Source organism: Paractinoplanes aksuensis (genome assembly GCF_024137025.1).
Taxonomy (GTDB): domain Bacteria; phylum Actinomycetota; class Actinomycetes; order Mycobacteriales; family Micromonosporaceae; genus Actinoplanes; species Actinoplanes aksuensis.
In genome coordinates, this window is record NZ_JAMYJR010000009.1 from 123,967 (window position 1) to 141,943 (window position 17,977).

Genomic DNA, 17,977 nt, shown 5'->3' on the forward strand with positions numbered 1-17,977 from the left:
TCCGGCGCGGCCTGGTGTGATTCTCCGCATACGCGGGTGTCGGACACGGCGTCGCAACCGGGGCGAAACGCCGAATTGGCAGGCTGTACGCCTCAGGGGACGGCCTCGCCGTGCCGTCCGCAAGGCGGGAGGAGTCGCATGTTGCTGCGGGTTCGAGTCACTCTGCCCGATCGTCCCGGTGCTCTCGGTCAGGTGGCCCGCACGCTGGGCGTCGCCGGGGCCGACATCGTGCAGGTGGTCGTGCTGGAACGGCTGGGCGGCCGCGCCGTCGACGACTTCACCGTCGTGTGGCCGGGCGCGGCCCGCGTCGAGCGGCTGCTGGCCGGCCTCGCCGCCATCCCCGGCGTCCAGGTCGACGGGGTCTGGAAGGCGATCGGCGCCCCCGTCTCGGGCGGGCACGACGCCGAGCTGCTGGCCCAGGTGGCCGCGAACCCGGCCGACGGCCTGGCCACCCTGGTCGACGCCGTGCCCGGTCTGCTCGCCGCCGACTGGGCCGCGGCCGCGGTCGTGCCGGCCGACTGGGCCGCGCGGGCCGACGCGCCGCGCACGCTGCCCTCCGAGCCCACCGTGGCCTACGCCAGCTGGCGCGCGCCCGGCCCGCTGCAGCTGCCCGAGATCACCCCGCTGCGGGCCCGGCCGGTGACCGGTCCCGAGGGCACCCGGTACGCGATCGCCCCGTTCGGCCGGGCCGGCCTGGTGCTGGTGGTCGCCCGTTCGGACGTCGACGACCTGCCCGCCGCGGCCTTCCACGTCACCGAGGTCGACCGGGTCGCGCAGCTGATCCGCGCGGCCGCGGTGATCCTGGGCGACCGGCTCGACACGGTCGCCGTGCCGTCCGCGCTGTGATCGGACTCTCGCTGAAATCCCAGCTCAAGCAATGTCCGGTTAACAGCCGCGGAGGAGAATTGAGGTCGGCAAAGCTGACGTGACTCGCCGAAAGGGGTGCCATCAATGGCGCTGTGGCGGATCCGGGCAACGGTTGACGACCGACCGGGCTACCTCTCCGTCCTGACCGCAAGCCTCGCCCTGCGGTCGGTGAACATCCTCGCCGTCCAGGTCCACACGACCGAGGCCGGCGCGGTCGACGATTTCCTCGTCGACGCGCCGGACACGATGACCGAGACCGAACTGCTGGCCGCGGTGGCCAAGGGCCGCGGACGCGACGCGTTCGTGGCCCGGGCCGAGGCGCAGGGTCTGGTCGACCAGCCGACCCGGGCCCTGGCCCTGGCCGGCCGGCTCGTCCACGAACCCGACACGCTGGCCGAGGCGCTGGTCGCCCTGCTCGACGCGACCGAGGTGCGCTGGCGGCCCGAGCCGCTGACCGCGCGCCCCGGCTACGAGGCGGCCCGCATGGTCCTGGCCGACCCGGCCGGCGGCTCGTTCGAGGTGCTGCGGGCGGCTCCGGCCTTCACCCCGGCCGAATACGCGCGGGCGCAGGCCCTGGTCGAGCTGTCCGGCGCGATGCTGCGCCGGCAAGAGGGGCAGAGTTCGGTGCTGCTTCCCGACGGTCACGAGCTGACGCTGCGGGCCGCTTCCTTCGAAGACCTGGACGCCGTACGCGATCTGCACGCCCGCAGTTCGGCCGCCTCCCTGCAGCGGCGCTACCTGGGCAGCGTGCCCAGCGACGCCCGGCTGGCCCAGCTGCTCGAACCGTCCGGCTCGGGGCGCACCCTGCTCGCCCTGGCCGGCGACCAGGTGGTGGCCATGGCCAACCTGCTCGTCGAGGGTGACCTGGGCGAGGTGGCGATGCTGGTCGACGACGACTGGCAACGCCGGGGCATCGGCACGGCCCTGCTGCGGCGCCTCTACGCATACGCCGAGCAGGGGAATTTCGCCGCCCTGATCGCGCACACGGCGGCCGACAACGTGGCCATGCTGCGGACCCTGCGGCGCCTCGGCGGCGGCCCGGCCGACCGCGACGGCACGCTGGTCAGCGTGACGCTGCCGATCGCCGGCCACCGCCCGGCCGGGAAAGAGACGCCGGCCGCCTTCGGCTGAGATGGGGCGGCGGCCCCGGGGGTCGCCGCCACCTTCTATTGCGTACGCACACCGTGCTCGACGCAGGTGGCTGTCCACCCGGTCGGCACCACTTGCACCTTCATGCGGCGGCGGCAGTCCGGGCAGAAGCGTGGCGGCTCCAGATCCCGAGCCGCCACACATGGGCCGTGATCCCCCTCGGCGGCGACTCCGCCGCAGCGGTCGCAATACATCAGATCGTCGCCGACAGGGCCTTGACCGGCATCTTCAGGTCTTGCAACAGCTCGAGGTCGGCCGTGGCCGGGCGCCCCAGCGTCGTCAGGTAGTTGCCGACGATCACCGCGTTGATGCCGCCCAGCAGCCCGTCGCGGGTGCCCAGGTCGCCCAGGGTGATCTCGCGGCCGCCCGCGAAGCGCAGGATGGTGCGCGGCATGGCCAGCCGGAACGCGGCGATCGCGCGCAGCGCGTCCTTGCCCTCGACCACCGGCTGGTCGCCCAGCGGGGTGCCCGGGCGGGGGTTGAGGAAGTTCATCGGCACCTCGTGCGGGTCGAGCTGGGCCAGCTGGGCCGCGAACTCGGCCCGCTGCTCGAGCGACTCGCCCAGGCCCAGGATGCCGCCGCAGCAGACCTCCATGCCCGACTCGCGGACCATCTTGAGCGTGCTCCAGCGCTCTTCCCACGTGTGCGTGGTCACCACGTTGGGGAAGTGCGACTGGCAGGTCTCGAGGTTGTGGTTGTAGCGGTGCACACCCATGTCGACCAGGTCGTCGACCTGTTCCTGGCTGAGCATGCCGAGGCTGGCCGCGACCTGGATGTCGACCTCGGCCCTGATCGCCTTGACGCCCTCGCGCATCTGGTCCATCAGGCGCTTGTCGGGCCCGCGGACGGCGGCCACGATGCAGAACTCGGTGGCCCCGGTGGCGGCGGTCTGCTTGGCCGCCTCGACCAGCGACGGGATGTCGAGCCAGACCGAGCGCACGGGCGAGGCGAACAGGCCCGACTGCGAGCAGAAGTGACAGTCCTCGGGGCAGCCGCCGGTCTTGAGCGAGATGATTCCCTCGACCTCGACCTCGGGTCCGCACCACTTCATCCGGACGTCGTGGGCCAGCTGCAGCAGCGCGGGCAGGTCGTCGTCCGGCGACCGCAGCACCTCGAGGATCTGCGCCTCGTCGAGGCCGATACCGTCGTTGAGCACCTGGGCTGTGGCCCGGTCGAGGATCTCTGACATGCCCCGCACCTTAACAAGCTTTCACCTCGTTCCCCGGCGGTGGGCGTGGCGGTCGGACGGAAGTCTCAGCCCCGGGAGGACTGTCGGTGGTGGGTGGTAGTTTCCCCTTCTCGTGATGCCCGCTTGGGCGTTCTCGTGGTGCTTTGGAGGGTGTCTTGTCGGGCTGGCTGGAGTCGCTGGAGGGCCTGGCCGCGAGCCGGTCCAAGGCGGGGCTGACGCGTCGGCTGCGGCCCCGCGCGGCCGACGACCTCGTCGTCGATCTGGCCGGCAACGACTATCTCGGCCTGGCCGCCCATCCCGCGGTCGTCGCGGCGGCGGCCAGAGCCCTTTCGGCGTACGGGCTGGGGGCGACCGGTTCCCGCCTGGTGCGCGGTTCGGCGCAGGTCCACGCCGCGCTCGAAACGGAACTGGCGGCCTGGCTGGGCACGCCCGGGGCGCTCGTCTTCTCGTCGGGCTACCTGGCCAACCTGGCCGCTGTGCGCAGCCTCACCTCGGTGTGCGACCTGATCGTCTCCGACGCCTACAACCACGCCTCGCTCATCGACGGCTGCAAGATCTCCGGCGTACGCACGGTGGTCGCGCCCCACAACTCGCCGTCCGCCGTGGCCGAGATCCTCGACACCCACCGCCCCGCTCGCGCCCTGGTCGTCACCGAATCGGTGTTCTCGGTCGACGGCGACCTGGCCCCCTTGGCGTCCCTCCACGAGGTGACCTCGGCCCGCGGCGCCCTGCTGCTGATCGACGACGCCCACGCCCTGGGCCTGCTCGGCCCGTCCGGCGCCGGCGGCGTGGCCGCCGCGGGCCTGTCCACCCACAACGACGTGATCGTCACCGCGACCCTGTCCAAGTCATTGGGCGGCGCCGGCGGCGTGGTCGCCGGCCCTCAGCCGTTCATGCAGCACCTGATCGACACCGGCCGCACCTTCATCTACGACACAGCGCTCCCACCCGCCGTGGCCGCCGGCGTCCTCGAAGCCCTGCACATAACTCGCACCGCCGACGACCGCCGCGCCTTGATCCGCGCCCGAGCCGAACTGGCAGTCGCCCACTTGACCGCCGCCGGCCTCGAAGTACCCGCCCCCACCGGTCCGGAAGTTCTCGCCTTCAGCAGCCTTCCCTCCAGTCCGGGCGACGCCAGTCACACGACCGGCGCCGGCACCACCCCGTCCGCGGGCGCCGCCGGCGCCGGCCTTCCGGGTGCCGGCTCTCCCGCTGCCGCCGTCGCCGGTACTGGCCTTCACGATGCCGGTTCTTCCGGTGCCAGCCTTTCCGGTGTTGGGCCAGGCACGGCCCATTCCGTTGTCGGCCGGGGACTGCTCGTTCCCGCCGCCGGTGTGTTGTCGGTGCTGGCTCCCGGCCCTGAGGCCGCCCTCGTGTGGGCCGACGACTGCCGCGACCGCGGTGTGGCCGTCGGCTGTTTCCGCCCGCCGTCCACCCCCGACGGCAGCTCCCGCCTGCGCCTGACCCTCAACGCGGGAATCCCCGACGCCGACTTCGCCCGAGCCCTGAACGTCATCGTGGAGTGCGCCCCGTGACCCGCCCCACCCGCCGAGACGCGGCCTCCTTCGACCTCGACGAGGTCCTGACCCGCCTCCCCCACGCCAACGCCAGCTTCACGGCCCGCGCCCGTGCCTTCACCCCCAACCCCACGACGATCCTCACCCCGATCGACCTGGAAACCGTCCCGGCGCCCACCGAGCCCGCCTTCGCGGATACACCTCCGCCCCCCACGACGAGTGCCCAAGCCGGCGCCCTCGCCGCAGCCGCCGGAGTTGGTGTCCTCAACTTGAGCGACGCCACCACCGCCTCCCGCGACAATTTCTTCCCGACCGCCCCCAGCCCGGTCGGCGCCGCCGAGCAAGAAGCCGCGGCCACCGCCGGCCCTGTCGCCGCCGAGCAAAGCGCCGCCACCGCGACCACCGCGAGCCCTGCCGCCGCCACAGAGCACCGAGCCGCTGTCGCGACCACCCGCAGCCTTGTCGGCGCCAATGAGCACAGTGCCATCACCGCGACCGCCCCCAGCCCTGACGCCGCCGCTGAGCACAGAGCCGCCACCGCGTCGAGCTCTGCCGCTGCCACTGAGCGCAGTGCCGCCGCCGGGTTGTCCTCTGCGACTGCGCCGCCGGCCGAACCGGGGCAGATCCCGCCGGTCTCACCCACGCCTGGCCACCCGCTGCCCGACTCACCCATGCCGGTCTCACCCGCGCCGGGGCAGCCACTGCCCGACTCGCCCGTTCCCATTTCGCCCGCACCGGGCCACCCAGTGCCCGACTCACCCGTACCGGTGTCGCCTGCGCCGGGCCATCCAGCGCCGGACGTGCCGGTGTCGCCGGTGCCGGGGCACCCGGTGCCGGACGCGCCGGTGTCGCCGGCGCCGGGGCACCCGGTGCCGGACGCGCCCGGGCCGATTGCGCCCGCGCCGGGTGGCGCCGGGCTCGGCCTCGATGATCTGCCGAGTGCCGAGGCAATCAGCGCGGAGATCTCGGCCGAGCTGTCCGCTCAGGCCCAGCCCGCCCCCCGGCGTCCCGAGGCCGGCGAGTGGCGGGGCATCGTGCTGGTCACCGGCACCGATACCGATGTCGGCAAGACCGTGGTCACCGCGGCCATCGCTGCCGCGGCTCAGGCCGCCGGTCTCCGGGTCGCCGTGATCAAGCCCGGCCAGACCGGCATCGCCACCGGCGCCCCGACCGACATCGAGGTCATCACTCGCCTGGCCGCCCCCGACACCACCCGCACGCTGGCCGAATACCCCGAGCCCCTAGCCCCCTTGGCCGCCGCCACCGTGGCCGAACTGCCTCCGCTCGAGCTCTACGAGGTCGTCGACGCCATCCGGGCCGAGGCCGACAAGCACGACCTGGTCCTCGTCGAGGGCGCCGGCGGCCTGCTGGTCCCCATGGGCGTACGCCCCTCGGGCGAGTCCTGGACGGTCGCCGACCTGGCCACCACCCTCGGCATCAGCACGATCGTGGTGGCCCGGGCCGGTCTGGGTACGCTCAACCACACCGCCCTGACCCTGGAGGCCCTGGCCCGCCGGGGCGTCCCGGCCGGCGTGATCATCGGCGCCTGGCCCCACGACCCCGAGCTGGTCCACTGGGCCAACCTGAGCGAACTGGTCCCCCACCTGGTCGGCGCCCTACCGTCCGGCGCGGGCCAGATGGACCCCGGAGTCTTCCGCCGCTCGGCCCCCGGCTGGCTGACCCCGTCCCTCTACGGCGTCCTCGACAACTGGCGCGTCTGGGCCGAGGAGTACGGCGAGGGCCACCACTGACCCTCAACGGACTGCGCCAGAACGGCGGGTCCGGCCGAGGAGTACAGAGAAGGCCACCACTGACCCTCAACGGACTGCGCCAGAACGGCGGGTCCGTCCGAGGAGTACAGAGAAGACCACCACTGACCCACTACCGGACTGCGCCAGAGCAGGTCGGAGCCGAGGAGCACGGCGAAGGCCACCACTGACACGGCCAACTCGTCAGCTCGTTCCGCCAAGTCGGTGAGATCCAACCCGGGCCGCCCGCCGCCGATGCGGACCCGCCACCCCGGTCCCCGGATCTACGGTGGCCGGAGCGTGATGCCGCTTCTTCAAACGGACCGCGCCAGCGCGGCCAGCTTGAGGACGGTGGACCAGTTGCGTTCGGTGCCGTTCCGGGCCGATTGACGGGAAGCCGTCGTCGTGGCGATCGGGTTGCCGTGCCCCTGGTCGCGGTAGTCGATGTAGACCTCATGGTCGTGCAGGCGCACGTCCTCGTGGCTTTCCAGAGCCTGCACCTGCTCGGCCGACGGCAGTTCGGCCAGAAAGGTGACGCGCAGCATCGTCGGGCGGTCCCGGGCCGCCGCCGGGAACGGGTTGGCCGCGATGATCTCGTCGAGCCGGTCGCGGCTGCGCAGCATCACCGGCTGGTCGACGCCGAAGTTGTCGCGCAGCACCGAGCGGATCAGCGCCGCCACGTCGAGCTCGGACTCGACGACCACGTTGCCGCTCTGCAGCAGGGTGCGAGCCCCCGGCAGCCCCACCTCGGCCAGCCGGGTGCGCAGTTCACCCATGGGGACCCGGTTGCGGGCGCCCAGGTTGACCGCCCGCAACAACGCCACCCACACCGTCACGCGGAAAGGCTATGCCGACGCGGGGGCCGGGGTGACGGTGGCGCCGGGATGTCGTCGATCGGGTCGACGGCGAACTTCAGTTCTTCTCCGGCGCGTACGCGGACCTCGTCGCCCTCGTGGCGGAAGGTGACCTCGCCGTCAGCGGTGTAGCTGACCGTGTCGCGGGTGATCGTGACGCACAGCTTCGAGCCTCGCCAGTGGACGTGGAACGACAGGCGGGTCAGGCCGGGTGGCAGCCGGGGGCGGAACGACAGCGCGCCGCCGTGGTCGCGCAGGCCGCCGAAGCCCATCACCAGCGAGATCCAGGCGCCGGCGCAGGCCGCGATGTGCAGGCCGTCGCCGCCCGATTCGCCGCCGCTGCGCAGGTCGAGCAGGGCCGCCTCGGCCAGGTAGTCGTGGGCCAGGGTCAGGTGGCCCAGTTCCGCCGCCAGCACCGCTTGGATCGGGGCCGACAGCGAGGAGTCCCGCACGGTCCGGGCCTCGTAGTAGGCGAAGTTGCGCCGCTTCTGCTCGGTGGTGAACGCGTCGCCGCGCACCATCATGGCCAGCACCACGTCGGCCTGTTTCACCACCTGTTTGCGGTAGAGGTTCAGGTAGTGGTGGCTCAGCATCAGCGGGTAGTCGTCGTCGGTGAAGTCCCATTCGGGCAGCCGGGTGAAGCCGGCCGCCTGCTCGTGCACCTGGCGGTTCTCGGCGTACGGGATGTTGAGGCGCAGGTCGACCCCGGCCGCCCGCAGGTTCTGCTCGGCCATCAGGTTGGTGTAGATGTTGTCGTCCATCAGCGCCGTGTACTCGTCGGGGCCGGTCACGCCGGCGATGTGGGCCACGCCCTCGTCGTCGAAGTAGGCGACCGATTTCCACAGCTTCGCCGTCTCGCTCAGCAGCTCGTCGCCGGCCTCGCGCATGAACTCGTCGTCGCCGGTGGCCGCGTGGTATCGCAGCACAGCGTCGGCGATGTCGGCGTTGACGTGCAGCGCCGCCGTGCCCGCGGGCCAGTAGCCGGAGCACTCGGGGCCGCTGATCGTGCGCCACGGGAAGGCCGCGCCGTCCAGTTTGAGCTCGCGGGCCCGTTCACGGGCATGATCGAGCGTGTTGTGCCGCCACTTCAACGCGGGGCCGACGCAGCCGGGATGCGTGTAGGTCAACGTCCGCAGCACGTACGACTCGGTGTCCCACAATGTATGACCGTCGTACCCGTTGCCGGTCAGCCCCTTGGCCGGGATCGGGTGCGGGCCGGCCTGCGCCCCCGCCTGCAGCACGTGGAACAGCCCGAAGCGGACCGCCTGCTGGATGTCCGGGTCGCCGTCGACCTCGACGTCGGCCCCGGCCCAGAAGTCGTCGAGATAGTCGCGCTGCTCGCGGGCCAGCACGTCGAATCCGTCCCGGGCCGCCGCGTCACGGTCGGTCACGGCGTCGTCGGTGGCCGGCCAGTGGTAGGCGAGGAACTTCTCGAACGTGATCTCGCCCCGGCCCGTGGTCACCCAGCGGATCAGCTCGGGCGTGGACGAGACCGTGCCGTCGGCGCCGGTGTGCGTGACCGCGGCCGCGACCGAGATGTCACTACGGCGCGTACGGCAAACAAGCTGGTCGTCGTCGTGCGAGATCGGCTCGAACGGGTCCTGCAGAATCGCGCTGGCCCGGGGGTCGTCCTCGCGGGGCGACGGCAGTTCCTCGTCGACGACCAGGTCGGACTCGATGCGCAGCTCGGCGTCGGCCCGCACCGAGTAGCGCAGCGCAGCGACCGACGGTCGTACAAAAGACACCAGCCTTTCCGTACGCAACCAGACCTCGGCCCCGCCCGGTGACACCCACTCGACCTCGCGGGTCAGCGTGCCCGCCCGCAGGTCGAGCACCCGCTCGTGGCGGCGCACCTCACCCGTACGCAGATCGAAGCTCTCCCCGTCCACATAGAGCGCGATCCGCTTGCCGTTGGGCCCGTTCACGATCGTCTGGGTCTGCTCCGGAAACCCGTACCCCTCCTCGGGATACTGCAGGTCGCGCTCCTCGTAGAGCGAGTTGAGGAACGTGCCCGGCATGCCCCCCGGGTGCGGCTCCTCGAGGTTGCCGCGCAGCCCGACGTGCCCGTTGGCCAGCGCGAAGACCGACTCACCCTGCAGCAGGGCGCCGTCCTGTTCGGCGGGGGCGCCGATCTCCCGGACGATCCACGGCTCGGCCGGTCCGATCTCAGGCATCGCGCAGCTCCGGTCGCCCGCTCACGTGGGTGACGGTGGCGCCCGAGGCGGCCGTCGCCTTCCGGGCCGCCTCCTCGTACGAGGCCCCGGCCAGCAACGCGGCGGTCAGCCCGGCCACGAACGCATCCCCGCCGCCGGTGGTGTCGACGACCTCGGCGTCGTCCAGCGGGATCCTGACGCGGCCGCCCCGCCAGACGAACAGGTTGCCGTCGTCCCGGGCCAGCGCGAGCAGCTTCGGGCCGTGGTCGAGCACGCTCTCGTCGAGGCCGTCGGCCTCTTTCTCGTCGGCCCGCACCACATCGGCGTACGCCAGAAGGCTCTTGTTCTTGACCTGGCCGTCGAGCACGACCAATTTGCCGGCCTCGTGACCGATCCGGGCCGCGGCCAGGGTGGCCGCCTCGGGCTGCTGCAATTGCACGAGTACGGCGTCCGAGCCCTCCAGCACCGGCCGGGCCCGCAGCACATCGGCCTCGTCGAGCAGCACCGCCGGCGGCAGGTGCTCGACGTACCGGTAGTGGCCGCCCGGCTCCAGGATCTCCACGATCAGCCCGGTCAGCGTGCCGGCGCGGCGGATCACCGGGCGGACGTCGATCCCGTCGCGCCGGGCCTGGGCCAGCAGCACGTCGCCGATCACGTCGTCGCCCGCCACCGCGACCAGCGCCGGCCGCACGCCGAGCTGGGCCAGCGCCACGGCCTGATTGGCCCCCTTGCCGCCGAGTTGCTCGTGGCGGCTGTGCGCGGCGCCCGAACTTTCCCGCGCGGGCAGTTCATCAACGGTGAGGACGAGGTCGCGGGCCAGTTGCCCGACCACGGCGGCGGTAGGTGTCACGGACCAGCATGTACCCAGCGACTGACAATTTGTGCGACTTTTGCGCTGAGCCTTGGCTGAGAGCGCGATTCGGCCATCGGGAGCATTGCCGGACACCGATGCACTTTCTAGGCTCTCTGGCACTGTCGTCGAATGTGAGGGGGATCACCGGCCATGACCAACAGCAATCCCGTGTCGTCGAACGCGTACGAATATCTGGACAACGTCGGTCCGGAGGAGCAGGCGCGGCTCGAGGCCGTCCGCCGCTACCGGCTGGTCGATCAGCCGGTCGAGGACGCGTACGACCGGATCGCGTTCGTCGCCGGCGCCATTTTCAACACCCCGATCGCGACAGTGTCGCTCGTGGAGCAGGACAAGGTCTGGCTGGCCGCGTGCCAGGGGCTGGTCGGCGTGCGCGAGGTGGGCAAGGAACCGGGGCTGTGCGCGTCGGTCATCGCCCAGGATGACGTCTACGTGATCAACAACGCCGCGGTCGACCCCCGTACGCTCGAACATCCGCTCGTCCGGGGCGAACTGGGCCTGCGCTTCTATGCGGCCGCGCCCATCCGCACCCACGACGGCTACCGGCTCGGCACCGTCAACGTGATCGACAACAAGCCCCGCGAGGCCTCCGACCGGCAGCTCCAGGCCCTGGAACACCTGGCCTCGATGGTCTCCGACGAGCTCGAACTGCGCCTCATGGTGATCCGCAGCGCGGCCGCCGAGCAGCGCATGCGGGAAACGGTGAACTGATTACGAAACCGGCGATCCGGGTAACGCGCAGCCCATGCGTACCCCCCGCAGAATCGCTGTTGTCGCGCACCAGAAGAAGACGTTGGGCGGCGGCCTGGACGAGCTCCGCCGCCGCCTGACCGACGCCGGGATCGACGACCTCGCCTGGTACGAGGTGCCGAAGAGCAAGAAGGCGCCCAAGGCGGTCGAGAAGGCCCTCAAGGACAAGCCGGACAGGCTGCTCGTCTGGGGCGGCGACGGCATGGTGCAGCGGTCGATCGACGTGGTCGCCCGCTCCGGGGCGAAGGTGCCGGTGGGCATCCTCCCGGCCGGCACGGGCAACCTGCTCGCCACCAACCTGGGCATCCCGGCCGACCTCGAAGAGGCGGTCGAGATCGCCCTGCACGGCGAGGGCAGGGCCATCGACCTGGGCAAACTCGAGGGCGAGCACTTCGGCGTGATGGCCGGCATCGGCTTCGACGGCGCGATGATCAACGACGCCGACCGCAACCTCAAGGACAGGCTGGGCAAGCTGGCCTACGTATGGGCCGGCCTGCGTCACGTCAACGGCGAGCCGGCCACGGCCACCATCACCATCGACGGCACGAAGTGGTTCAAGGACGAGGCGAGCTGCGTCCTGATCGGCAACGTCAGCCAGATCACCGGCGGCATCAAGGCCTTCGACGACGCCAAACCGGACGACGGCTGGCTCGACGTCGGCGTGGCCACCGCCCACGGCGCGATGCAGTGGGCCCGGGCCCTGGGCACGATGGCCGTCGGCCGCAGCGACAGCTCGCCCTTCGTCCGCACCACCCGCGCCCGCCGCATCGACGTCCACCTCGAATCGAAGATGGAGTACGAACTGGACGGCGGCGCCCGCAGCAAAACCAAGTCGTTCACGGCCAAGGTCGTGCCGGCCGCCGTGAAGATCTGCGTCCCCCAGTCATAAAGCCGACAAGGCGCTTCGTCCGTCGGATCGCCCTTTTCGCCCGGATATCCCCTGGATTGTGAAGCCGAGTGGCCGCACACTGACGGTCACCAACCCGGCACTGCTACGCATCTCCAGGGGGTACGCCATGACGTTCCACCAGAGTTCCGCAGCCCTGCTGATCCTGGCCGCCGTCGTCGTCGCCGGCTACCACGTCAGCCGCCGTCCGTCCGTCCGCCGCTCGGCCCCGGTCGCCCACCTCGCCCGCGGGCACTCGTGGCGGCCGGCCGCGGGCCTGCTGACCGTTGTCGTCCTCGTCCTCGCCGCCCTGTTCACGGCCGCTTTCAACGCCGCAAGCTAGTGTCCAGGGCGAACCGCAGCAACGACCGGTAGACCCGGGCCGCATCGCTCAGCGAGCCGAAGTGCGACGACGCGTTCCCGTTCAGGTACGTCGTCGCGATCTCGACCTGCTCGATCGTGTGGCCCGCCCGGACGGCCGCCAGCAGCACGTTCATCTCGTACTCGAACCTCTCGCCGGGCACGTCGCCCAGCCACTCGAGCATCGAGCCGGGATACCCGCGCAGCCCGGTCTGGGTGTCACGCACCCACCGCCCGGTCGCGGCCCGGAACAGCACCCGGGTGACCGCGTTGCCCAGCCTCGACCGGGGCGGCATCCGGCGCACCCGCCGCACGCCCAGCACCAGGTGGTCGTCGTGCGCCACCCGGTCCGCGACCCGCAGGATGTCCTCGACGCTGTGCTGCCCGTCCCCGTCCGCGCACACCACCGGCCGGCCCGGGTATACCGCGGCGATGTGCGCGAATCCGGTGCGCAGAGCCTGCCCTTTGCCGCGGTTCACGGAATGCCGCAGCACCGTGCAGCCCGGCAGGTCGACCGGGGTCGTGGAGCCGTCGTCGACCAGGACGATCGGGCCCGAAGGGTCAGTTGAACGCATGTCGGCGACCAGACGGGACAACCCGTCGCCCGGCTGATAAACCGGCACAAGCAGAACCATGCCCGCTGCTATACCCCGCGGCGCAACATCGTCACCATGCGTCGCTCGCGGCGCAGCAACACTTCCGGGTCGCGTACGCCGAAGAAGAACACCCGCGAAGCCGCCCGGATGCCGTACTCGTGGAAGTGCCGCCCCGGCACCGGCACGTCGAGCAGCGTCGCGCCCCGCAACCCCAGCACCTTTCCGGCCAGGAACCGGGCCCGGGGCAGGTGCCAGGCGTGCGTGACCAGCCCGAGCGGCCGCCCCGGCCCCAGCCGCAGACCGTCGAGCAACCCGTCGGCCGCCACGTGCATCAGGTTCTCGAGCGTGCTGCGCGACCGGCACTCGATCCGCACGACATCGGGGTTCATCCCCTGTGACAGAGCGGCCGCCCGCATCAGGTCGGCCTCGCGGCACCCGGGCGGGGGCTCCGGGGCGCCCGAGCGGGCCTGCTCCCAGCCGCCGGAGAAGACGACCCTCTCCACGTACGGGTAGGAGACCGCAGCCCGCACCCGGGCCAGACTGCCGGCGGACAGACCGGAGCCCGCCAGCCCGTTGCCGAGCACCAGGAGCGCGGCCGCTACGCGATCTGCTGCCACCAGCCGTCCACCGCGGGCGGGTTGTCGACGTCGACGCGCTCGCCCGGGCGCGGCACGGCCAGCCGGACGTCGCGGGCCTTGGCCTCGCGCCAGGTGCGGTCGGCCGGCTCGGGCCAGTCGTGCAGGGCCAGGTTGAACGTGGCCCAGTGGACCGGGATCATCAGCCCGCCGCGCACGTCGACGTGGGTGGCCACACCGTCTTCGGGGAACATGTGGATGTCGGGCCAGTTCTCGCTGTAGGCCCCGATCTGCACGAGCGTGACGTCGAACGGCCCGTACTGCCGGCCGATCTCGGCGAAGCCGGGGAAGTAGCCGGTGTCGCCCGAGTAGAAGACCTTGCGGGTCGGCCCGTTGATGACCCAGCTCGCCCAGAGCGTGCCGTCACGGCCGAACCCGCGCCCGCTGAAGTGCCGGGCCGCGGTGGCCACGAACTCGAGCCCGGCCACCTGGTGGGTGTCGTTCCAGTCCATCTCGACGATGCGGGTGGCCGGCACGCCCCAGCGCTCGAGGTGGGCGCCCACGCCCAGTGGCACCAGGAACGGCGCCGCCTGCAGGTCGACCAGGTTCTGGATGGTCTCCATGTCGAGGTGGTCGTAGTGGTCGTGAGAGATCAGCACCGCGTCGAGCGGGGGCAGGTCGCGCAACGCGACGGGCGGCTCGTGCAGGCGCTTGGGGCCGCTGATCTGCGACGGGGAGCAGCGCTCGCTCCACACCGGATCGAGCAGGACCCGCTTGCCCTCGATCTCGACCAGCGCCGACGAGTGCCCGTACCAGGTGATGTGCAGGCCGTCGGCCGGGGCGCCCGGGTCGGGAGTGACCACCGGGATGGGCAGGCGCGGGTGGCGGCGCTCGCGGTCGCGCAGCGTCTCGGCGAAGATCTTGGGCATCGAGGCGGCGGCGAGCATCGTGGCCGGGACCGTGTTGCGGAACTTGCCCTCGGCGAACTGCGGCGAGGCCTGCATGCGGGCGAGCCGCTCACCCTTGGCCCGGGCCCCCATCTGGCGCGGGATGTCCCGCGCGACCCACACCGCCGCCGCCCCCAGGGCCAGCGCAATCAGAGATCCAGTACGTCGTCGCTTCGCCATCCGACCAGTTTGCCAGGTGTGACAGACTGCTCACCCGTGACTGTCGACACCCTTCAAAGTCAGCAGCAGCTGATCATCCGTCAGCGCATCCGGCTGATGGTCAACCAATACGAGATCCACGCCGTCACCCCGGACGGCCAGGAGGCGGGAATCCTCGCCTTCGCGCAGCAGAAGCGTATGGCGTTCAAGGAGCAGGTCACCCTGTACTCCGACGACACCAAGCAGGTGCCGGTCTTCGGCTTCAAGGCCCGCCAGCGCATCGACCTCGGCGCCACCTACGACGTGACCGACGCCGGCGGCAACCCGATCGGCCAGTTCAAGAAGCTGTTCAAGGAGTCGCTGCTGCGTTCGACGTGGCGTCTCGAGCAGCCCGGTCTCGGCGAGATGGTCGGCCGCGAGACCAACCAGATCGTGGCGATCGTGCGCCGGTTCGTCGAGGCCCTGTCGTGGCTGCCCTACCACTTCGACTTCGTGCTCGACGGCCGCGCGGTCTTCTCGGTCGTCAAGAAGTGGGGCCTGCGCGACCGCTACGTCGTGACGATCCACGACCCGCGGGTCGACCGCCGCCTGGTGGCGGCCATGTCCGTCGCGCTGGACGCTCTCCAGGCCCGGTAATCTCCCGGGGATGGACGATCCCCGGGCTCAGCGCCTCTTCGGCGACCGGCTGGTCGCCCCCGGCGACCTCGCCGCCAGCCCGTTCCGCGTCGACCGCGACCGCATCGTCGCGTCGCCGTTCTTCGCCCGGCTCGCCGGCGTCACCCAGGTCATCAGCCCCGGGGGCGCCGGCCTGCTGGTGCACAACCGCATGACCCACAGCCTCAAGGTGGCCCAGGTGGCCCGGGCCATCGCCGAGCGCGTCGACCCCGGCCTGGCCGACAAGCTGGGCGGCTGCGACCCCGACGTGGTCGAGGCGGCCGCGCTGGCCCACGACCTCGGCCACCCGCCGTTCGGCCACCTGGGCGAGCGGGTGCTCGACCGGGTCGCCCGCCAGCGGCTCAAGCTGCGCGACGGCTTCGAGGGCAACGCCCAGTCGTACCGCATAGTCACCAGCACCGAGAGCCGCGGCCAGGCCACGATCGGGCTGAACCTGACCAACGCCGTGCGCGCCGCCATCCTGAAATACCCGTGGACCCGGCGCGACCCGCAACGCTTCATGGACCCGCCGCCCCGGGGCGCCGCGCCGCCACCCGACGACCCCGACGGCGGCTCGATCAAGTTCGGCGCCTACTCGACCGAGGCGGCCGACATGCACGCGGCGCGAGCGCCGTTCCTGGGCCGGGTCGCCGACTGGCAGCAGACCGTCGAGGCCTCGGTCATGGACACCGCCGACGACATCGCGTACGCCATCCACGATCTGGAGGACGTGCACCGGGTCGGCGTCCTGCAGCAGGGCGCGGTCGCCACCGAGCTGATGGCCTGGCAACGCTGGGGTGCGCAGACCGACCTGACCCGGGCCGGCGGCGCCATCGAGTCCCTGCGCCGCCAGCTGCACCGCAAGGACGGCTGGATGGCCGACGACGACGCCTTCTCAGCCGCGGTGGAACTGGTCCGGGCCGAACTGGTCGACGGCCTGCTGGCCCGCCCGTTCGACGGCTCCCTGGACGCCGAGGCCCAGGTGGCGGCGTTCTCGGCCACCTGGACCAGGCGCCTGGTCGAATCGGTCGAGACGATCGCCGACCCCGCCGTGCGTTCCGGCCATGTGCAACTCGCCACAGCCCAGTGGCACGAGGTCCAGATCCTCAAGTTCGTCCAGAACCGCTTCGTCCTGGCCCGCCCCGACCTGGCCCTCCACCAGCGCGGCCAGGGCCGGCTGGTGTCATCGCTGGTCGACGCCCTGATGGCCTGGCTCGTCGACCCGGACGAGGAGGAACGCATCCCGAGCCGCCTGCGCGACCTGGTCGAACTGGCCGAGGCCGAACTGCCGCCCGGAACTCCCGAACGCATGGACCGGGCCCGCGGCCGCGCCGTCGTCGACTTCGTCGCCGGCCTGACCGACAACCAGGCGGTCGGCCTCATGCAGGCCCTCTCCGGCAAATCCCGCCAACTCTGGACGGATGCTTTCGTTCTTTAAGGTCAAGAACTGGATGTCGTAGCGGGGTGGGGATTGCAGACCGCAGCTCACGCCGAGGGTCGCTCCGCTCCACGTGCGTGAGGGGTTGCGCTCAAACCGAGGAACGAAAAAGGCCGCCCGATCGGGCGGCCTTTTTCAGGTGGTGCTTCAGGCGGTGCGGCGGCGACGGGTGTACCAGACCGCCCCGGCGCCCGCGGCGACCAGCACGGCGCCGAGCGAGATGACCATGCCCGTGGGGGCGCCGGTCACCGGGAGGGCGCCACCGGCGCTGACCCCGCCACCGGGGGGCGACGTGGCCGGGAGCGCGCCGGTCGGGGTGCTCGGCGTGGCGGACGGCGTGACCGTGTCGACGCTGGCGGTGGGCGTCGGGCCGTAGCCGGGGTTGCCCCGCGTGGGGGTGTCGGTGTCCGGCGTGTCCGTGTCGTCGACGTCCGGCGTGGTGGCCGGGGTCGCGGTGTCCGTGTCGTCCACGTCGGGCGTGGTCGTGCCCGGCGTGCCGTAGCCGCCCTGCCCACGGGTCGGCGCGTCGTCGGTGGCGTCCGGCTCCTCGTCGCCGTAGCCGGTGGCGGCGACGACCGGGCGCAGGCCCTGGTCCATGGTGGCCTCGGAGGCCAGGGCCGGGGAGACACCCAGCGCGAGAGCGGCGGAGAGGCCGACGGCGGGCAGGCCGACAGCGACGATCCGGCTGATTGAGCTCATGAGGAGTTTTCCATTCCTGTTGCGGTGTTCTCGGTCCGGTGGGGAGCTTAGCGGCAATTGCCCGATTTACCCGTTAAGGGCGCTCGGCGGGTCATCATCCCGGAAGACCACCGAAACGGTGACTCCGCCACAGATGGGACAAAGCGAACATTTTCCCCTCAAATTTTGGGTCAGCCGCGAACAACCCACCGCTGTACGGGGCCTGAAGCTGCACACTCGCGCCGGACTCCAGATAGACCGACACCACCGTGCGCCCGCCCCGCCGCTCCGCCCGCAGGTCGACGACCTCGTTCCAGGTCGCGACCCGGCCGTCGAAGACCGAAACCGTACGGATCCCCCGCGAGCTGATCTGCGTGCCGGTGAACCGCCCCGCCAGCACCCCGATCAGCCCGCAGAGGATGGTCGGCCCGGTGAGCGCCGCCACCCACCACAGACCCGGTGGAGCCAGAATCGCGGTGATCAGCAACACCCCGATCGCCGCCAGGGAGCCGAGGTAAAGGCCTCGTCCGAGGGCTTGTTGCCAGGTGGGCCGGAAGGTGGCCGCCGGTGCGTCTTCCACGCCCGG

General features: G+C 71.7%; 18 protein-coding genes and 1 pseudogene. 9 read left to right on the top strand and 10 right to left on the bottom strand.

Annotated features, from left to right (window positions below):
* Window positions 1–138: 138 nt before the first annotated feature.
* Both M1L60_RS09550 and M1L60_RS09555 read left to right on the top strand, forming a co-directional pair.
* Complete coding sequence (locus M1L60_RS09550) at window positions 139–846, top strand: ACT domain-containing protein (protein WP_253236965.1); 708 nt, start codon at window positions 139–141, stop codon at window positions 844–846.
* A gap of 105 nt (window positions 847–951) precedes the next feature.
* Entirely contained in the window at window positions 952–1,998 is a 1,047-nt protein-coding gene (locus tag M1L60_RS09555; RefSeq protein ID WP_253236966.1) for a GNAT family N-acetyltransferase, read from the top strand.
* Window positions 1,999–2,033: 35 nt separating this feature from the next.
* Here the strand turns inward: M1L60_RS09555 and bsaP are convergent.
* Together bsaP and bioB are read right to left on the bottom strand one after the other, a co-directional pair.
* Window positions 2,034–2,231: pseudogene (gene bsaP / locus M1L60_RS48495) on the bottom strand (biotin synthase auxiliary protein BsaP); the annotation flags it as partial.
* Window positions 2,210–3,205 (bottom strand): biotin synthase BioB, encoded by a 996-nt coding sequence (gene bioB, locus M1L60_RS09560; RefSeq protein ID WP_253236967.1) that lies wholly within the window; start codon window positions 3,203–3,205, stop codon window positions 2,210–2,212. The pseudogene bsaP and the gene bioB, both read right to left, overlap by 22 nt.
* Before the next feature lie 155 nt (window positions 3,206–3,360).
* Between bioB and M1L60_RS09565 the strand changes: the two genes are divergently transcribed.
* Both M1L60_RS09565 and bioD read left to right on the top strand, forming a co-directional pair.
* The gene (locus M1L60_RS09565; protein WP_438862088.1) at window positions 3,361–4,740 is read left to right on the top strand and encodes an 8-amino-7-oxononanoate synthase; all 1,380 of its coding nucleotides are present in this window, start codon (window positions 3,361–3,363) and stop codon (window positions 4,738–4,740) included.
* A 956-nt stretch (window positions 4,741–5,696) separates the two neighbouring features.
* A complete protein-coding gene (gene bioD / locus M1L60_RS09575; RefSeq protein WP_253237140.1) occupies window positions 5,697–6,473 on the top strand; it encodes a dethiobiotin synthase in 777 nt (258 codons plus the stop codon).
* A gap of 311 nt (window positions 6,474–6,784) precedes the next feature.
* Here the strand turns inward: bioD and M1L60_RS09580 are convergent, their stop codons facing one another.
* Genes M1L60_RS09580 through M1L60_RS09590 form a run of 3 tightly spaced genes read right to left on the bottom strand, consistent with a single transcriptional unit; the run spans window position 6,785 to window position 10,327 of the window.
* The gene (locus tag M1L60_RS09580; protein WP_253236968.1) at window positions 6,785–7,306 is read right to left on the bottom strand and encodes a DUF1697 domain-containing protein; all 522 of its coding nucleotides are present in this window, start codon (window positions 7,304–7,306) and stop codon (window positions 6,785–6,787) included.
* Window positions 7,303–9,498 (bottom strand): glycoside hydrolase family 65 protein, encoded by a 2,196-nt coding sequence (locus M1L60_RS09585; RefSeq protein ID WP_253236969.1) that lies wholly within the window; start codon window positions 9,496–9,498, stop codon window positions 7,303–7,305. Before M1L60_RS09585 ends, M1L60_RS09580 begins: the two co-directional genes overlap by 4 nt.
* Entirely contained in the window at window positions 9,491–10,327 is an 837-nt protein-coding gene (locus M1L60_RS09590) for a PfkB family carbohydrate kinase (protein WP_253236970.1), read from the bottom strand. The genes M1L60_RS09585 and M1L60_RS09590 overlap by 8 nt, the downstream gene beginning before the upstream one ends.
* A gap of 153 nt (window positions 10,328–10,480) precedes the next feature.
* Here M1L60_RS09590 and M1L60_RS09595 point away from each other — a divergent pair, with 153 nt between their 5' ends.
* From M1L60_RS09595 to M1L60_RS09605, 3 genes are all read left to right on the top strand, one after another.
* Complete coding sequence (locus M1L60_RS09595) at window positions 10,481–11,059, top strand: GAF domain-containing protein (protein ID WP_253236971.1); 579 nt, start codon at window positions 10,481–10,483, stop codon at window positions 11,057–11,059.
* 34 nt (window positions 11,060–11,093) lie between these two features.
* Complete coding sequence (locus tag M1L60_RS09600; protein ID WP_253236972.1) at window positions 11,094–11,987, top strand: diacylglycerol/lipid kinase family protein; 894 nt, start codon at window positions 11,094–11,096, stop codon at window positions 11,985–11,987.
* A 127-nt stretch (window positions 11,988–12,114) separates the two neighbouring features.
* Window positions 12,115–12,327, top strand: a complete 213-nt coding sequence (locus tag M1L60_RS09605) for a hypothetical protein (protein ID WP_253236973.1) — start codon at window positions 12,115–12,117, stop codon at window positions 12,325–12,327.
* Here M1L60_RS09605 and M1L60_RS09610 read toward each other — a convergent pair.
* From M1L60_RS09610 to M1L60_RS09620, 3 genes are read right to left on the bottom strand one after another with little or no spacing between them, the layout of a single operon-like run.
* A complete protein-coding gene (locus M1L60_RS09610) occupies window positions 12,311–12,979 on the bottom strand; it encodes a glycosyltransferase family 2 protein (RefSeq protein ID WP_253236974.1) in 669 nt (222 codons plus the stop codon). The genes M1L60_RS09605 and M1L60_RS09610 overlap by 17 nt on opposite strands.
* 8 nt (window positions 12,980–12,987) lie before the next feature.
* Entirely contained in the window at window positions 12,988–13,557 is a 570-nt protein-coding gene (locus tag M1L60_RS09615) for a YdcF family protein (protein WP_253236975.1), read from the bottom strand.
* A complete protein-coding gene (locus M1L60_RS09620; RefSeq protein ID WP_253236976.1) occupies window positions 13,539–14,642 on the bottom strand; it encodes an MBL fold metallo-hydrolase in 1,104 nt (367 codons plus the stop codon). The genes M1L60_RS09615 and M1L60_RS09620 overlap by 19 nt, the downstream gene beginning before the upstream one ends.
* Window positions 14,643–14,678: 36 nt before the next feature.
* Here M1L60_RS09620 and M1L60_RS09625 point away from each other — a divergent pair, with 36 nt between their 5' ends.
* A complete protein-coding gene (locus M1L60_RS09625; RefSeq protein WP_253236977.1) occupies window positions 14,679–15,257 on the top strand; it encodes an LURP-one-related family protein in 579 nt (192 codons plus the stop codon).
* A gap of 10 nt (window positions 15,258–15,267) precedes the next feature.
* Window positions 15,268–16,713, top strand: coding sequence for a deoxyguanosinetriphosphate triphosphohydrolase family protein (locus M1L60_RS09630; protein WP_253236978.1), 1,446 nt, complete (start codon window positions 15,268–15,270; stop codon window positions 16,711–16,713).
* Window positions 16,714–16,860: 147 nt separating this feature from the next.
* Here M1L60_RS09630 and M1L60_RS09635 read toward each other — a convergent pair whose 3' ends face one another.
* The gene (locus M1L60_RS09635) at window positions 16,861–17,412 is read right to left on the bottom strand and encodes an LPXTG cell wall anchor domain-containing protein (protein WP_253236979.1); all 552 of its coding nucleotides are present in this window, start codon (window positions 17,410–17,412) and stop codon (window positions 16,861–16,863) included.
* Between the two features lie 94 nt (window positions 17,413–17,506).
* Window positions 17,507–17,971 (bottom strand): hypothetical protein, encoded by a 465-nt coding sequence (locus tag M1L60_RS09640; RefSeq protein ID WP_253236980.1) that lies wholly within the window; start codon window positions 17,969–17,971, stop codon window positions 17,507–17,509.
* Window positions 17,972–17,977: the final 6 nt, after the last annotated feature.

Excerpts from the sequence above, each read along its gene's own strand:
- M1L60_RS09630 (WP_253236978.1), top strand. The coding sequence starts at position 15,268 with ATGGACGATCCCCGGGCTCAGCGCCTCTTCGGCGACCGGCTGGTCGCC.
- M1L60_RS09610 (WP_253236974.1), bottom strand. The coding sequence starts at position 12,979 with ATGGTTCTGCTTGTGCCGGTTTATCAGCCGGGCGACGGGTTGTCCCGT.
- M1L60_RS09595 (WP_253236971.1), top strand. The coding sequence starts at position 10,481 with ATGACCAACAGCAATCCCGTGTCGTCGAACGCGTACGAATATCTGGAC.
- M1L60_RS09635 (WP_253236979.1), bottom strand. The coding sequence starts at position 17,412 with ATGAGCTCAATCAGCCGGATCGTCGCTGTCGGCCTGCCCGCCGTCGGC.
- M1L60_RS09550 (WP_253236965.1), top strand. The coding sequence starts at position 139 with ATGTTGCTGCGGGTTCGAGTCACTCTGCCCGATCGTCCCGGTGCTCTC.
- M1L60_RS09600 (WP_253236972.1), top strand. The coding sequence starts at position 11,094 with ATGCGTACCCCCCGCAGAATCGCTGTTGTCGCGCACCAGAAGAAGACG.
- M1L60_RS09555 (WP_253236966.1), top strand. The coding sequence starts at position 952 with ATGGCGCTGTGGCGGATCCGGGCAACGGTTGACGACCGACCGGGCTAC.
- bioB (WP_253236967.1), bottom strand. The coding sequence starts at position 3,205 with ATGTCAGAGATCCTCGACCGGGCCACAGCCCAGGTGCTCAACGACGGT.
- M1L60_RS09605 (WP_253236973.1), top strand. The coding sequence starts at position 12,115 with ATGACGTTCCACCAGAGTTCCGCAGCCCTGCTGATCCTGGCCGCCGTC.
- M1L60_RS09620 (WP_253236976.1), bottom strand. The coding sequence starts at position 14,642 with ATGGCGAAGCGACGACGTACTGGATCTCTGATTGCGCTGGCCCTGGGG.
- M1L60_RS09585 (WP_253236969.1), bottom strand. The coding sequence starts at position 9,498 with ATGCCTGAGATCGGACCGGCCGAGCCGTGGATCGTCCGGGAGATCGGC.